Origin of the sequence: Altericroceibacterium indicum (assembly GCF_009828105.1) — a bacterium.
In the GTDB taxonomy this organism is placed as follows: domain Bacteria; phylum Pseudomonadota; class Alphaproteobacteria; order Sphingomonadales; family Sphingomonadaceae; genus Altericroceibacterium; species Altericroceibacterium indicum.
Genome location: NZ_WTYQ01000006.1, coordinates 74,281 through 89,789, shown reverse-complemented (window position 1 = coordinate 89,789; position 15,509 = coordinate 74,281). Strand labels below are relative to the sequence as shown.

Annotated in this window: 11 protein-coding genes; 6 read left to right on the top strand and 5 right to left on the bottom strand. The window is 56.4% G+C overall.

The features are described 5' to 3' along the window. Positions 1-61: 61 nt before the first annotated feature. Together GRI39_RS13670 and GRI39_RS13665 are read right to left on the bottom strand one after the other, a co-directional pair. Positions 62-907, bottom strand: a complete 846-nt coding sequence (locus GRI39_RS13670; RefSeq protein ID WP_160740292.1) for an undecaprenyl-diphosphate phosphatase — start codon at positions 905-907, stop codon at positions 62-64. 4 nt (positions 908-911) lie between these two features. Next, positions 912-1,280, bottom strand: a complete 369-nt coding sequence (locus tag GRI39_RS13665) for a VanZ family protein (RefSeq protein ID WP_160740291.1) — start codon at positions 1,278-1,280, stop codon at positions 912-914. A 268-nt stretch (positions 1,281-1,548) separates the two neighbouring features. On the opposite strand from GRI39_RS13665, the gene GRI39_RS13660 reads away from it, so the two are divergent. The 3 genes from GRI39_RS13660 to GRI39_RS13650 all read left to right on the top strand — a co-directional run bounded on the left by GRI39_RS13660 (position 1,549) and on the right by GRI39_RS13650 (position 5,851). Then, a complete protein-coding gene (locus GRI39_RS13660) occupies positions 1,549-3,099 on the top strand; it encodes an amino acid permease (protein ID WP_160740290.1) in 1,551 nt (516 codons plus the stop codon). 226 nt (positions 3,100-3,325) lie between these two features. Then, entirely contained in the window at positions 3,326-4,897 is a 1,572-nt protein-coding gene (locus GRI39_RS13655; protein WP_160740289.1) for an aldehyde dehydrogenase (NADP(+)), read from the top strand. Between the two features lie 174 nt (positions 4,898-5,071). Next, the gene (locus GRI39_RS13650; protein ID WP_160740288.1) at positions 5,072-5,851 is read left to right on the top strand and encodes a FadR/GntR family transcriptional regulator; all 780 of its coding nucleotides are present in this window, start codon (positions 5,072-5,074) and stop codon (positions 5,849-5,851) included. 23 nt (positions 5,852-5,874) lie between these two features. Here the strand turns inward: GRI39_RS13650 and GRI39_RS13645 are convergent, their stop codons facing one another. Next, on the bottom strand, positions 5,875-6,921 hold the full coding sequence (locus tag GRI39_RS13645; protein WP_160740287.1) for an arabinan endo-1,5-alpha-L-arabinosidase: 1,047 nt from the start codon (positions 6,919-6,921) through the stop codon (positions 5,875-5,877). Positions 6,922-6,923: 2 nt separating this feature from the next. Further along, positions 6,924-9,764 carry a TonB-dependent receptor gene (locus GRI39_RS13640; protein WP_246205095.1) on the bottom strand — a complete coding sequence of 947 codons (2,841 nt, stop codon included), beginning with the start codon at positions 9,762-9,764 and terminating at the stop codon, positions 6,924-6,926. Between the two features lie 236 nt (positions 9,765-10,000). On the opposite strand from GRI39_RS13640, the gene araD1 reads away from it, so the two are divergent. Genes araD1 through GRI39_RS13625 form a run of 3 tightly spaced genes read left to right on the top strand, consistent with a single transcriptional unit; the run spans position 10,001 to position 13,468 of the window. Then, positions 10,001-10,978, top strand: coding sequence for an AraD1 family protein (araD1, locus tag GRI39_RS13635; RefSeq protein ID WP_160740286.1), 978 nt, complete (start codon positions 10,001-10,003; stop codon positions 10,976-10,978). Next, entirely contained in the window at positions 10,975-11,895 is a 921-nt protein-coding gene (locus tag GRI39_RS13630; protein ID WP_343033352.1) for a Gfo/Idh/MocA family protein, read from the top strand. The genes araD1 and GRI39_RS13630 overlap by 4 nt, the downstream gene beginning before the upstream one ends. A gap of 25 nt (positions 11,896-11,920) precedes the next feature. Then, positions 11,921-13,468, top strand: a complete 1,548-nt coding sequence (locus GRI39_RS13625) for an alpha-N-arabinofuranosidase (RefSeq protein WP_160740285.1) — start codon at positions 11,921-11,923, stop codon at positions 13,466-13,468. 216 nt (positions 13,469-13,684) lie between these two features. On the opposite strand, the gene GRI39_RS13620 is transcribed toward GRI39_RS13625, so the two are convergent. Continuing rightward, complete coding sequence (locus tag GRI39_RS13620) at positions 13,685-15,508, bottom strand: IlvD/Edd family dehydratase (protein ID WP_160740284.1); 1,824 nt, start codon at positions 15,506-15,508, stop codon at positions 13,685-13,687. Position 15,509 lies beyond the last annotated feature (1 nt).

The window sequence follows — 15,509 nt, the reverse complement described above, 5'->3', positions numbered from 1 at the left end:
CCTCCATTTGGCAGAATATAGTCCTTATTCCGCCAAATGGCAAGGTAGCGAAATAGGCTGATTATTGTGCGGGAATTACACCGGTATAAAGGAGAATAAGCAGCGCACCGCCTGCAAAGATACGGTAGACCACAAAGGGGAAATAGCTTCTGGTCGACACGATCTTCAAAAAGACCATGATCACCGCATAGCCTACAATAAAGGCAATCGCGGTGGCCAGTGCGGTCGGACCTGGGCCAATGCGGCCCCATTCATTCCAGCTCTGGGCCAATTGGTAAAAGCCGGAAGCCAGCACCGCCGGAATGGCCAGCAGGAAAGAATAGCGCGCAGCCGCTTCGCGTGTGTAGCCCATCATCAGGCCTGCGCTAATGGTTCCACCGGAGCGGGACACGCCCGGTATCAACGCCATGGCCTGTGCAAAGCCGTAGATAATGCCGTGTTTCCAGGTCAATTCCGTCAGCGGGCGTTTTCGGGCACCAAATTTGTCCGCCAACCCCAGCACGATCGCAAAGCCGATCAGCATGGTGGCCGTCAGATAAAGGTTGCGCAATGTCGTCTCGATGGCATCCTTGAACAGAAGGCCGAGAATGGCAATCGGCAGCGTGCCCAGAATCACCAGCCAGCCCATGCGGACATCTTCTGCATCTTCAGGCCGCTTGGCCTTAGTGAAGCTGCGCAGCCAGGCCATGGCGATCCGCCAGATGTCATTCCAGAAATATAGCACCACAGCCGCTTCAGTGCCGATCTGAGTGATCGCGGTAAAGGCCGCCCCGGGATCTTGCCCGGATGGCAAAAACTCACCGACAATGCGCAAATGCGCGCTGGAAGAAACCGGGAGAAACTCTGTTATACCTTGAACGAGGCCAAGGATGGCGGCTTCAAGCCATTGTCCGGAAGACGAAATCATAGGATCAATTTTCCTGCCCAGTTTCAGATGGATATTTGACGAACGCCCTGACGATAAGCCCTGCCAACACAGCCATCAGCGTGACACCAATATCGTAGAACCAATCACTCCACTGCCCATGGCGCCCCACTTGCATGACCAGTTGCACAATTTCGATCAGCCCCCCGAACATCACGTAAAGCAAAAACACCCACCGTGCTTTGAAGTGAGGATAAGCCACCATTGTCAGCCAGGGCAAAAACACGAAAGCAATCGCATGGCGCACATGGCTGCTTTCGATCGCCTGGCCGACCGGGCCGGGTGTCAGTGCAAGAAATGATGTTACCAGCAGAGCGCCCCAGAGCAGGATGCGGAAAAAGACAGAACGATGCATCAGCAGCTCAATACTCAATGACGACGGTAACTGGCAAATTGTGCGACACAAGCGACATGGTGCACCGCAGCACAGATAAGCCAGTAATGACGCGCTAGCAATGCCACTTTCGCACACATCCTCAGAAAATGGCTAAACGTCAGCGCGCGCGGTTTTTCTCACGTGGAATTTTATAATTCGGTATGCAAATTTGCATAGCGCTCTTGCAAAAAAGTGATAAACAACCGGCCTTATCGACGCATCATGCGGCTCTATCGGGACCTTCTTTATGATTTTTGGGCGCATCAAGCCTCTCGATCAAATCCTCGCTGCAGCTGAACAGAAGTCCCTCCACAGAACATTAGGCTGGTTCCAACTTACGTTGTTTGGAATCGGATGCGTTATCGGCGCAGGTATCTTTGTGCTTACGGCAGCCGGTGCACAAAAAGCTGGGCCGGGTCTCATTCTGGCCTTTGCAGTCGCCGGCGCGATCTGCGTCGTGGCAGCACTATGCTATGCTGAAATTGCCGCGATGGTGCCTGTAGCGGGCTCTGCCTACACCTATACCTATACCGTCATGGGCGAGTTTCTCGCCTGGACCGTAGGCTGGGCACTGGTGCTGGAATATGCGGTAGCCGCCAGTGCGGTGGCCGTCAGCTGGTCCGGCTATTTCACCGGTACGATATTGGAGCAATATCTGGGGATAGACCTGCCCCCATTCCTGAAAACAGCTCCGCTGGCTCTGGGCGGTTCGGAAGGTGGGTTCATCAATCTTCCCGCAGTCGTCATTTCCCTCATCGTGACAGGCCTCTTGATGGTGGGCACATCGGAAAGCGCCCGCGTGAATGCTGTACTGGTAACGATCAAGCTGGTGGCACTGACGGCCTTTATCGCCCTGACCATTCCTGCATCACAAAGCGCACATTTCAGCCCTTTTCTTCCCGCCGGTGTCTTTGGCGGCCTGGGCTCTGGTGTCGGTGTCGTGGGCGCAGCAGCCACCATGTTCTTCGCTTATGTTGGGTTTGATGCGGTTTCCACTGCCGCTGAAGAAACCAAGAATCCGCAGCGCAATGTTCCTATCGGTCTTATCGCCAGCTTATTGATCTGCACAGTTTTCTATATGCTGGTGGCCGCCGGGGCCGTTGGCGCCATCGGTGGGCAGCCCATCATGGGAGCCAATGGGGTTCCACTGACAACAGGTTCAGTCGAACTTGCCCGCCAGTGCGCCATGCCAGCCTATGCCGATGCACTGGTATGTTCGAACGAAGCGCTGGCCCATGTACTGCGCGAAATCGGCTTTGGCGCGGTGGGTAATATGCTCGGCACGGCGGCTTTTATTGCCTTGCCGTCGGTGATCCTGGTCTTGCTTTTTGGCCAGACACGTATCTTCTTTGTGATGTCGCGTGACGGGCTTCTGCCGGATGCCCTCTCACGAGTGCATCACAAATGGAAAACGCCTCATGTGGTGACTGCCATCACCGGCGGCGCGGTGGCTTTTGCTGCGGCCTTTCTGCCCGTGGGGCAATTGGTGGACATCGCCAATGCCGGCACGCTTTATGCCTTTATGATGGTAGCCATCGCCGTCATGCTGCTGCGCCGCCGTGACCCGCATCGCAAGCGCAGCTTCCGCACACCGGCACTTTGGTTCGTCGGTCCGGCAACCGTAATTGGCTGCATCTTCCTTTTCGTGAACCTGCCCTATGAAGCCATGCTGGTTCTGCCCATCTGGGGCGCGATCGGCCTCGTGATTTATTATGCCTATGGCTATCGCAAGAGCCATCTTGGCCGTGGCGTGGTTGAAGTGGTCACGCTGGAGGAAGATACGCCCGAACTTCCTTAACCCAAGAACCGCCATTCAAGGCTGGATTGAGACGCCGTCGGAGCTAAAAAGCACTGGCGGCGTCTTCATATTCGCCCTTCCAGCAAATAAATCCGGCTGAAATCGATACCCACCCTTTAAATTCATATTGTATGAGTTTATCTCCAACCCATGCGGCAACCACGAGATCTTGCCCGCAGCGAATTTACATTTTTGACTGACCAGCAAAGCCAAAGCAGGAGATATAATGACCGACGGAGCCATTCTGATCGCAGGTGAAACCCGCCAGGCAGACGCACGATTCGAAGCATTGAATCCTTCCACCGGAGAAAAGCTGGACGGAACCTATTCCGAAGCCACCACCGATGATGTGGCCAAGGCTTGCGCAGCAGCAGCAGAGGCCGCCGCAACTTTCGGCACACTTTCTCCTGAAGACCGTGCAGCTTTTCTCGAAGCAGTGGCCGATGCCATTGAAGCCATTGGCGATGAACTGATTGTCACCGCCATGGCGGAAACAGCGCTTCCCCGCCCACGCCTTGAAGGTGAACGGGGCCGTACCTGTGGCCAGCTTCGCCTGTTTGCTGCCGAAGTGCGCGATGGCCATTGGCTGGACATTCGCATTGATGAAGCGATGCCTGATCGCACGCCTCTCCCCCGCGCTGACCTGCGCCTGATGAACGTTCCCTATGGCCCGGTCGCCGTGTTTGGCGCTTCAAACTTCCCGCTCGCCTTCTCAGTGGCTGGTGGTGACACCGCGTCTGCATTCGCTGCGGGCTGCCCGGTTGTCGTGAAAGGCCATCCGGCCCATCCCGGCACAGGCGAACTGGTTGCCAAAGCTATCGCCAAGGCGGTTGCTAACAAGGGCCTGCCCGGCGGTACTTTCTCTTACCTGCCCGGCACGAGCCATGAATTGGGCGGTGCCTTGGTTGCCAATCCGCACATCAAGGCAGTGGGCTTCACCGGCTCACGCGCTGGCGGCCTCGCGCTGGTCGATATCGCGCAGAAGCGCAAAGAGCCGATCCCTGTTTATGCCGAAATGAGCGCTATCAATCCGGTAGTTCTGATGCCTCATGCCATGAAGGAAAAGGCTGACGCATTGGGCGCAGCTTTCATCGGGTCACTGGCAATGGGTTCAGGCCAGTTCTGCACCAATCCCGGCCTGGTGGTTGCACTCGACACACCTGAGCTGGACACATTTGAAGCCGCTGCTGTCAAGGCACTGGCCGATACACAGCCCGCTTCGATGCTCACATCCGGCATCTGCAAAGCCTTTGCCGAGGGCACATCCAAGCTGAGCGGCCATGCCCATGTTCGCCAGCTTGGCACCAGCAAATCGGCGGAAAACCCAACCGCTGCCACGTCAGCAATTTTCGAAACCAGCGGCGAGGCTTTCCTTGCTGATGAAGCCCTGGGTGATGAAGTGTTCGGTGTTGCCTCGCTTATCATCCGTTGCAGCGACGAAGCACAATTGCTGAAGGTTTTGGAAGGGCTTGAAGGCCAGCTCACTGCCACCGTCCATATGGTGGAAGCGGATGAGGCTTTCGCTGCCAAGGTTCTGCCGATTCTGACCGAAAAGGCTGGCCGCGTGCTCGCCAATGGTTGGCCAACCGGCGTTGAAGTGTGCCATGCCATGGTTCACGGCGGCCCCTTCCCGGCCACTTCTGCTCCGGCAACCACGTCGGTCGGCACATTGGCGATGAAGCGTTATCTGCGCCCTGTCTGCTATCAGGATATTGCCGATGCTCTGCTTCCACCCGCGCTCAAAGCGGCTAACCCACTGGGCCTCCCGCGCCGTGTGAATGGTGAATATAAGGGCTAAACTGCCCTTGCATAAGCCAATACAGTGCAAGTTCTATGGGGCTTCTCTCACATGAGGGAAGCCCCTGAGCATATCTGGCTTCTGGACAGCTTTCGCCCTGTGGGCCAGAATGTACCTTACAAAACATGGTTGCCTCAGGATTGACCTGCAATCCCTTATTGATGTCAGAGAATTATGCAGAAAAGCGCTCCCGAAATTCCCGGTACCAAAGGCCTCCGCCTCCACGGGACGATTGCCCGAAAGCTGGGAATCCAGATCGTATCAGGCGCTTATCTTCCCGGTGAAGTTCTGGTCGGTGAAATTGAAGCCAGCGAAAGGCTGCATGTTTCACGCACTGCCTATCGTGAAGCTGTGCGCATTCTGGCCGCAAAAGGGATGGTGGAATCCCGCCCCAAACGCGGCACGCAGGTGACAGAACAATCCAAGTGGCATTTGCTTGATCCCGATGTGCTCTCCTGGATATTCGAGACCGAGCCACCGGAAGAACTGCTCTCCAGCCTGTTTGAATTGCGCCGGATTGTGGAACCGCAAGCGGCAGCTCTGGCAGCCTATCGTCGAAATCAGACGCATATTGATGTGATGGAAAGCGCGTTGGCCGATATGGGCCGCTTTACCCTCGCCTCTGTCGAAGGCCGTGAAGCGGATCAGAAGTTTCATGAAGCGCTGCTCGATGCAGCCAACAACCCCTTTCTCGTCACCCTCACCAGCGGGGTGGGTGCGGCCGTAGCATGGACCACGATCTACAAGCAGCGGCACAGCCCCCTCAGGCGTGACCCTCTGCCCGATCACCAGCGCGTATTTGATGCGGTGAAAGCCGGAGACCGCGATGCCGCCCATCAGGCGATGACCGATCTGGTGGAGAAAGCCTATCTCGATACAGCGCTATCGGGCAGCATGGCACCTCGCAGTCTGGGCAAGGAAAACGATCCCCTGATCCGCAAGCCTATCGCCTGATTGATCGGGCTGCATGATGCCGCTTAATCACTGCGTTTAGTGAGCGGTACGGCAGTGGGCCAGCCATCGGCGCTCCAGTCCAATTGCTGAATCCGTAAAGTCGCCGTACCCTCCCGCTTGGCATCATAGGCGTGGTAGATGATAAGATCGCGCTCTCCATCACGAAGCACCGCTTCATGACCTGGCCCTTTAAACCTTTGATCAGCTTCCAGATCAGCCCGCAAAACGACTGAACCGCCGCCATCCATCATGTCACGCCCCTCCTTATCGAGATAAGGCCCGGTGACTGCGCGCGATCTGCCGACCATCACATGATACGTGCTCTTCACCCCCATGCAGCATCGGTCGAAACTGGCGAAGAGATAGTAATATCCGCCATGCGCATAGAGAAACGGTGCCTCAATCGCCCCCGGTTCGGCACGGCGGGCAATGGCATGGAGTGGCGCATCGGCCAGTGGCAGGCCGGTTTCAGGGTTTAGCTCGATAAGCTTGATACCAGACCAGAAACTGCCAAAACTCAGCCAGTGTCGCCCCGCTTCATCCACCAGCACATTGGGATCGATGGCGTTGAAATCGTCGCCTGGCCCTGATCGAAAAACAAGGCCCCGATCCACCCATCCTGCAGAAGGCTTTTCAGGGTCAAAATGATCGTTGGTCAATAACCCGATCGCCGAGCGGTTTTCACCAAAGCGGGAGAGCGAATAATAGAGCCGTGTCTGATGGCCCACTTGCAGAACATCGGGTGCCCATATGCCGCTGACACCGGGCACTTCGCCTTCTGCCCATTCAGGCAATCGGGGAATCACCGGCCCGCGAAAGGTCCAATGGGTCAGATCGCGCGATGTCCGCACCGGCAAAAAGGCATAGGGTGTATTCTGATGGGATGTAACGAACAGCACATATTCATCATGCAGTTTGATCATGGCCGGATCATGCACCGGCGAAATGTCACCGCTCACTCCGCCAACAGTGCGAAGCGGGGCGGCGCAACCAGCCAGCCACGCCGCCGCGAAAAAAAGCACGCCCGCAGCGTAAGGAGAGAAAACACTGCGGGCGCGAATGCTCAGCATCGTCAATCGAATGTATAACGGATGCCGAGAGCAAAAGTGCGGTTGAGCAGCGTGGAGCCGAAATTATAGATGTCCGGCCCGCCGGCATCACCGAAGCGGTAATAGCTTTGCTGCTTTTCATTGGTGATATTCACCGCATCAAAGGTCACCCCGAGATGATCGGACAGGCTGTAGCTCAACTGGAAGTCAAGGCTCTTCTCCGGCTTGCGCCACTGGCCAATCGGGTTGGCGAACAGCCGGGCCTCATTGGCAGCCAGGAAGTTCTTCCGCCAGACATAGGACAAGCGCACACCCACACCGCCCCGGTCATAAGCGGCCGTGACATTGTAGGAGAGGTCCGAGACACCGAAGAACTGGCTCTTCACTTCCTCTACGACATTGCCGTTTTCATCCGTAATCGGGATCGTCTGGCTGCTGTCGAGCACCGTCAGGCTCCCTTGTGCCCCCAATCCGTTGAGGATTCCGGGTAATTCAGGGAAGTATGTCGCGCCCAGTTCGATACCTTTCAGCACACCCTTGGAGGCATTTTCCGGCCTTGTGACGGCAAATATATCCGTGTTGAGGCCGGTATTGGGGATGGTGACAACAGACGTGAGCGGAACAACCAGGCCCTTGATATCACGCCGGAATGCGGTTGCATAAAGCGCGCTTCCAGGCTGGAAATACCACTCGATCGAGAAGTCGTAATTGGTCGAAGTGGTAGGGCTGAGATCGGAATTGCCGCTGCTGCCTGAACCCCGGCCCACACCGGTGAGATCTTCCGTCAGATTATAATTCGGGTTCAGGTCCGAAAAGGCCGGGCGCCGCAATGTCTTGCCGTAATTGAAGCGGAAGCGCAGCTTGTCTGTCGGATCAATGATGAAGGTAGCAGACGGCAACAGCTTGTTGGTTTTCGTCGTCGCCCGTGATGTTCCAGCGCCATATCTATCTGTAAAGACAGAACTTGTATCCACTGTCACATAGCGCAAACCGGTCTGCAGGAAGAACCGGACGTCGCCAACATATTTTTCGAAATCCGCTTCACCATAGGCTGCCAGCGTGTCTTCATTGATGTCGAAGACCGTCAGCATTTTCAATTGGTCGGATGTTTCTATGCCGGGTGAAACGCTATCCCGGTACAGTTCACGCACCATATCGGCATGGTCATAAAGCCAATTGCCATCAACATTGATCCATGATGCCGGAACATCTGCCCGGCCATTGAAGAAGCCATCATTGATAAAATAGGCATCACCTGGAAGAGCGCTCAACTGCTGATTCAAAGCACCAGCGTTTTGCGTACGGACAGAATCCGCAGCTTTGCGCCGGTCTGCCCGTGCACCCACACGCACCGTGCGCAGCAAGCCTTCATCAAAGTCATAAGAGCCATCAAGCTGGAATGTATAGGCTTTGCCGCTCGACCCATTGGCATTGTCGTATAGCTCGCCCACCGTCCAGGCGTCCGGATCGGTCAGCAAGGCATTATTGCCAAAGCTCCAACTGGGTAGCCCGCCCCCAGCGTTGAAATCAACGTTCAGCGTATCTGGAATGCTCCGGTTGATCCGCATGGCGAGGAACTGCGTGGTGTATTTGCTGTCCTGGAAAGAAAGATCAGCCGTGATGTGCCCGCGTTCATCGTCAAATTTCCAATCACCGTTGAGCGCATAAACATAGCTATCCGTTCTCGCCTTGGTGAAATCACCGCTGTTGAAGCCAGCAGCACTGCCTACCGTGCGGGATTTGATGATGTTCGTCCCATCAAAAAGCTCGAATGTGCTGCCAGGATTTGGCCCCAGATCACCCCACCAATCGGCAAAGGTGAAATGGAGCGAGTTCATCGTGGTTGAACGGAAGCCATTGTAAAAGAATTCAAACGTATAGGTCGCATTAGGGTTGGGCGACCATTGCAGCGCAGCATTCACCGCAGGGCGTTCACGTGTTGAGTGAACATCATTGGCGAAGATCGCATCGCGCGACAGGTAATAGGGCGTTTCGACGCCGTTCAGCTGGAATGTGGAACCCGCAGCATAGGGCAGGCCCCGATCAAGCCCGCCCTGCCATGCGCCAGTATCAGGAAACACGCGCTGAAGCGGGGTAAAGCCAGTGGCTGCCGGCGGATTTTCGGTGACGAATGGCACCACAGCGCCCGGTGTCACGCTCATATCGCGATATTTGGTGCGGGCATAGCTCACGTTGATGAGCGCGCCAAATTCGCCAATGCCTGTTTCCCAGCGATCAGACAGCAAGGCACTGATATTCGGGTTCACCTTATCCGATGTTTCGTCATAAATTCCGCGTGCTACGCCGGAAATGGCGAAACCATCGAAGTCAAACGGACGGCGGGTCTGCACGTCAATCTGGCCGGCAAGCCCGGTTTCGATCTGGCCAGCGGAACGGGTTTTATACACATCGATCCGCTTGACGAGATTGGCCGGGATATCCTGCAAGGCAAAGGATGTGCCCGATGCGGTGAACACTTTGCGGCCGTTCCACGTGGTCAATGCGTCTGGCAAACCGCGAATCGACAGACCGCTGGCTTCACCGCCACCACGGTTCGTAATCTGAATACCGCTGAGGCGCTGCAAGGCTTCGATGACGTTGTTATCAGGCAGTTTGCCGACATCTTCCGCGACCACAGATTCAACCACTTGTGACGAATCGCGCTTTACTTCCAATGCTTTGCGGTACGCTTCGCGAATGCCGCTGACGACGATTTCATCATTCAAACCCGAATCAGAATTGCTCACATCCTGTATCTGGTTTTCCTGCGAATCGATGTCTTGTGCTGAAACTGGCGCCGCCATGCTGGCGCATGCAAGCGCGCCAAAAGACGACGAGATCCAAACGAATTTGGATGTCTTCATATCTGTCCTCCCCAAACGGCTTATGCCGCTTATTACTCAGACAAGTTGTAGTTTCAGCTTTTGCGAAAGGCAAGAGGCAGCCTAAGACAAAACGTAAGCTCCTGAAAGAAGAGCTATTTTTTCCACCATTTGCCCGTTAAACATTGCTTTCGCCCTTTTTGGGGATTCGGCCGTCTAGCAATTGATTTGCGAAATCCCTCTGATATAGTCTGAGTTAATATCTACGGGAGGAAAGCTTGAAGCTTATACAGTTCCAGGACGCTGAAGGCCGCAAGGTCGGGCTGATTGATGGCGATAAGGCCTATCATGTGCAGGGCGTCACAAGCGTGGTTGAACTCGCCTCCAAGGCGATTGAAAGCAACCTAACGCTGACACAGATGGCGCAAAACCAGGCTGGCGATGCAATCGATCTGGATGGTTTGCAGAACACCAAAAGCCTGATCGCTCCGGTCGATCATCAAGACCCTGCCCATTGCATTGTGACCGGCACTGGCCTCACCCATCTTGGCTCTGCCGAAGGGCGCGATGCGATGCATAAGGCTGCCTCCGCTGGCGAAGCGACCGATTCCATGCGGATGTTCCTGATGGGTGTCGAAGGTGGCAAGCCAGCGGCAGGTGAAGAAGGTGCGCAACCGGAATGGTTTTACAAGGGTGATGGCTCCATCATCGTTGGCCCGGGCCAACCCCTGCCCTCCCCCGCATTTGCATTGGACGGAAGCGAAGAGCCGGAAATCGCCGGTATCTATCTGATCGGGCCGGATGGCACACCGCACCGCCTTGGCTTCACCCTCGCCAATGAATTTTCCGACCATATTACCGAACGCGGCAATTATCTGTGGCTCGCCCATTCCAAGCTTCGCCATGCCTCTCTCGGCGCTGAATTGCTGCTGGGTGATCTGCCGACAGATGTGCGCGGCACCAGCAAGGTGATCCGCAATGGGGAAACCTTGTGGGAAAAACCCTTTTTGACCGGTGAGACGAATATGTCCCACACCATCGCCAATCTGGAGGCGCATCACTTCAAATATAAGCTGTTCCGCCGCCCCGGCGATCTTCACATCCATTTCTTCGGCACGGCCACCTTGTCCTTTGCTGATGGCGTGGAAACGAAGGAAGGCGATGTGTTTGAAATTTCAGCGCCGCCTTTTGCCATTCCCTTGCGCAATGCCCTCGCCATTGAAGCGCCCGAAAGTGTGACGGTGAAATCGCTGTGAGCACTATCCGTATTGCCCTTGCCGGGATTGGCAAGATTGCCCGCGACCAGCACATTCCCACCATCGCCGCGAGTGACCGCTTTGAACTCGTCGCCGCAGTGACCCGGCACGAACCGCCGGAAGGCGTACCCGGCTTCACCACTGTTGCCGAGATGATGGCCGCTGTGCCGGATATTCATGCCATTTCGATCTGCACCCCGCCGCGCGGGCGGCTTGCCCTGATCGAAGAAGCGCTGGCCCATGGGCTCGATGTGATGATCGAGAAACCACCTGCCGGCACCATCGCAGAAGCCGCAAGATTTCAGCCACTGGCCGAAGCGGCGGGCAAAGTGCTCCACGCCACATGGCATTCACGCGAAGCGGCCGGGGTGGAACCGGCGCGTGAATGGCTGAAGGGCAAGACCATCCAAAAGGTCATCTGCAATTGGAAGGAAGATGTCCGCGTCTGGCATCCGGGGCAGGAATGGATCTGGGAACCGGGCATCGGCGTGTTTGACCCCGGTATCAACGCCCTGTCTGTGCTGACCGCGATCCTGCCTGCGCCGCTTGAACTGCAATCCGCTGAATTGCGGGTGCCGGAAAACCGCGCGGCCCCGATTGCTGCCGATCTGGCCTATCAGATGGACGGAAAGCCGGTAGCAGTCGCTTTCGACTTCGATCAGCAAGGCCCGCAAAGCTGGGACATCATCGTCCAATGCGCTGAAGGGGAGCTGCAGCTTTCCATGGGGGCATCGCAAATGGCGGTGGATGGCAAGCCCGTCGATCTGCCGGATGATCCGGAATATGCGCGGCTTTATCGCCATTTCGCGCGGCTTGTCGATGCCCGCCAGAGCGACGCCGATTTAACCCCGTTCCGTCATGTGGCCGACGCTTTCCTGTTCGGTACACGCAAACAAGTTGACGCTTTTCACTGGTGAAAAACAGGGTTTTGGGAGAGATAAAATGAGAATTTGGAAAACCGCCCTTTTGTCGCTGACCGCGACCATCGGGCTTAGTGCATCACCGGCATTATCCGCCGATAAGGTCACGGCTTCGATCGCCGCTGATCTGAACAATCCCGGCCCCAGAATTGAGCCTGAAATTCAGGGCCAATTTGCCGAGCATCTGGGGCGCGGCATTTATGAAGGTATCTGGGTGGGTGAAGATTCCCCTATCCCCAATACCAATGGCTATCGCAACGATGTGTTGGCCGCTCTGAAAGAGCTGAAAGTGCCGATGATCCGCTGGCCCGGAGGTTGCTTTGCCGATGAATATAACTGGCGTGACGGCATTGGCCCGCGCAGTGAACGGCCCAGTCGGATCAACACCCATTGGGGCGGCGTGATCGATGACAATCGCTTCGGGACGCATGAATTTCTGAATTATTCGGAAATGGTCGGTGCGGAAAATTATGTCGCTGGCAATATGGGCTCAGGCTCTCCTCGCGAAATGGCCGAATGGCTGGAATATATGACCGGCTCCAAGCCCACCACTCTGGTGAAAGAGCGGCAGGCCAATGGTCGGCAAAAACCATGGAAAGTGAAATATTTCGGCGTCGGCAATGAAAGCTGGGGGTGTGGCGGCAATATGCGGCCAGAATATTCCGCCGATCTCCATCGCCGCTATGCCACTTTCGTAAAGCCCCAGCCCGGTGAGAAAATTATCAAGGTCGCCTCTGGCGCGAATGTGGATGATTACAATTTCACTGATGTTCTGATGCGCGAAGCCGCAGGCCAGATGGATGCCATCAGCATTCATTATTACACCTTCGTCAATGATTGGGACCACAAGGGCAATGCAACCGGTGGTGATCGCAAGGAATGGGCCAGCACACTGTCCAACGCTTTGCGGATGGAAGAGCTGATTTCCAAACACAGCGCGGTGATGGACAAATATGATCCTGAAAAGCGCGTGGGGCTCTATGTTGATGAATGGGGCACCTGGTATAATCAGGAAAAGGGCTCAACCCCCGGTTTCCTTTATCAGCAGAACACTTTGCGTGATGCTGAAGTGGCCGCGCTGACCCTTAACATCTTTCACCGCCATACAGACCGGGTGAAGCTCGCTGCCATCGCCCAGATGGTAAATGTGCTGCAAGCCATGATCCTGACCGATGGCGACAAGATGCTGCGGACCCCGACCTATCATGTGTTTGATATGTACAAGCCATTTCAGGGTGCGACCCCGCTGCCGCTGACGATCAATAGCCCGCGCTATGTCGAAGGTGACAAGGATCTGCCGATGGTCGATGCATCGCTTGCGCGTGGCACCGATGGGAAGCTCTATCTGGCGCTGGTTAACCTCAGCCCGGATCAGTCCGTCCAGCTTGCAACCGGCCTCAAAGGCACGGCAACCGGCCAGATCCTGACCGGGCCAAAGCTCGATACGCATAATACATTTGATGCGCCCAACACGATCACCCCTGCTGCTTTCAGCACCAAGCCGGGGCGCGATGGGACATTGACCTTCGATCTGCCATCGAAATCGGTGGTGGTGGTGGCCATCAGCTAAACCCACAAACCCATAACAGCGAGAAGGGGCGTCCATCCGGGCGCCCCTTTTTATGTGTGCTACCGATTTGCATGGTGCTTGCCTCAGGGTCGGAGAGTGTACCCCCTCACCCATATTTCAGCGCGAAGGGCATCATTCCCCATTGCAAATGACAGCGCCCAAACAAAAAGGCCCCCGCTTGTCGCAGAGGCCCTTCGTGTTCATGAAGCGATGGTTTTAGTGGTTGTGGCGGGGCACACCCACGGTTTGTGCAATACGCTGATATTTCACCGCCGGTTCCAGCACTGCACCGCTTTCGAGCTGGCCCATGACGGAACGCTGCATTTCCTGCCACGGGGTCTGGCTGGCCGGATAGCCATAGCCACCACGCGCTTCGAGCGCTTCGCGGCGCTTGGCCAGTTCCTCATCTGACACCAGCACATTGACCGTGCCTTTGCGTAAGTCAACGCGGACAATATCGCCGGTTTCCAGAATGGCGAGATTGCCGCCTGATGCGGCTTCGGGAGAAGCGTTGAGGATTGACGGATTGCCCGATGTGCCGGACTGACGACCATCGCCAATGCAAGGCAATGCGTGAATGCCGCGCTTCAGCAAGGATGAAGGCGCGCGCATATTCACCACTTCGGCCGCGCCGGGATAGCCATTTGGCCCTGCCCCGCGCATGATCAGCAGCGTATCTTCCGTGACGCCGAGTTCCGGATCATCGATCCGCGCATGGTAATCTTCCGGCCCGTCAAACACGACCACCGGGCCTTCAAAGGCCTCAGGGTCTTCGGGATTGGACAGATACCGATCGCGGAAATCCCTGGAGATCACCGAAAGCTTCATGATCGCGCTATGGAACAGATTGCCCCGCAGCACGCTGAAACCGGCTGACTGGCTGAGCGCCTGGTCGAATGGGCGGATCACCCGTTCATCCTGAATGGTGAGCTTGGCGCAGTTTTCACCCATGCTCTTGCCATTCGCGGTCAGCGCGTCCTCATGGATGAGGCCCTGTTGCATAAGCTGATTGACCACGGCCGGCACGCCGCCCGCGCGGTAATAATCTTCACCCAGATATTCACCCGCAGGCTGGAGATTGACCAGCAGCGGAATATCCCGGCCATAGGTCTGCCAATCGTCAATCGTCAGCTCCACACCAATATGGCGGGCGAGCGCGTTGAGATGGATCGGCGCATTGGTGGAACCGCCCAGCGCCGAATTGACGCGGATGGCGTTGATGAAGGCTTCGCGCGTCAGAATGTCCGAGGGTTTGCGATCCGCATGGACCATTTCGACAATCTGCTTGCCGGTGCGATAGGCCGCTTCCTGACGGTCACGATAGGGCGCGGGAATAGCTGCCTGACCCGGCAAGGACATGCCCAGCGCTTCGGTCAGCGAATTCATCGTGGTGGCGGTGCCCATCGTGTTGCAATAGCCGGTAGAGGGCGCAGAAGAGGCGACGAGGCGGATAAATTCCTCATAATCGATCTCACCATTGGCGAGCATTTCACGCGCTTTCCACACGATCGTGCCGGAGCCGGTGCGCTCACCCTTGTAATAACCGTTGAGCATCGGCCCAACCGAAAGGGCAATCGCCGGAATATTGACCGTGGCCGCTGCCATCAGGCAGGCAGGTGTCGTCTTGTCGCAGCCCGTGGTCAGCACCACGCCATCAAGCGGATAGCCGAACAAAAGTTCCACCAGCGCCATATAGGCAAGGTTGCGGTCCAGCCCGGCGGTGGGGCGCTTGCCGGTTTCCTGAATCGGATGGACCGGAAATTCCAGCACAATCCCGCCGCTTTCACGGATGCCTTCGCGCACCCGTTCGGCCAGCACCAGATGGTGCCGGTTACAGGGCGAAAGGTCGCTTCCCGTCTGCGCGATGCCGATGATCGGACGGCCGGATTGCAATTCCTCCAGCGACAGACCGAAATTCATGTAACGCTCCAGATAGAGCGCGGTCATATCGGCGTTGGACGGATCATCGAACCAGGCGCGCGAACGCAATTGGCCCGGCTTCTGGTTGGAATGGGCGGGGTTATGCGGGAGTTCGGCCATT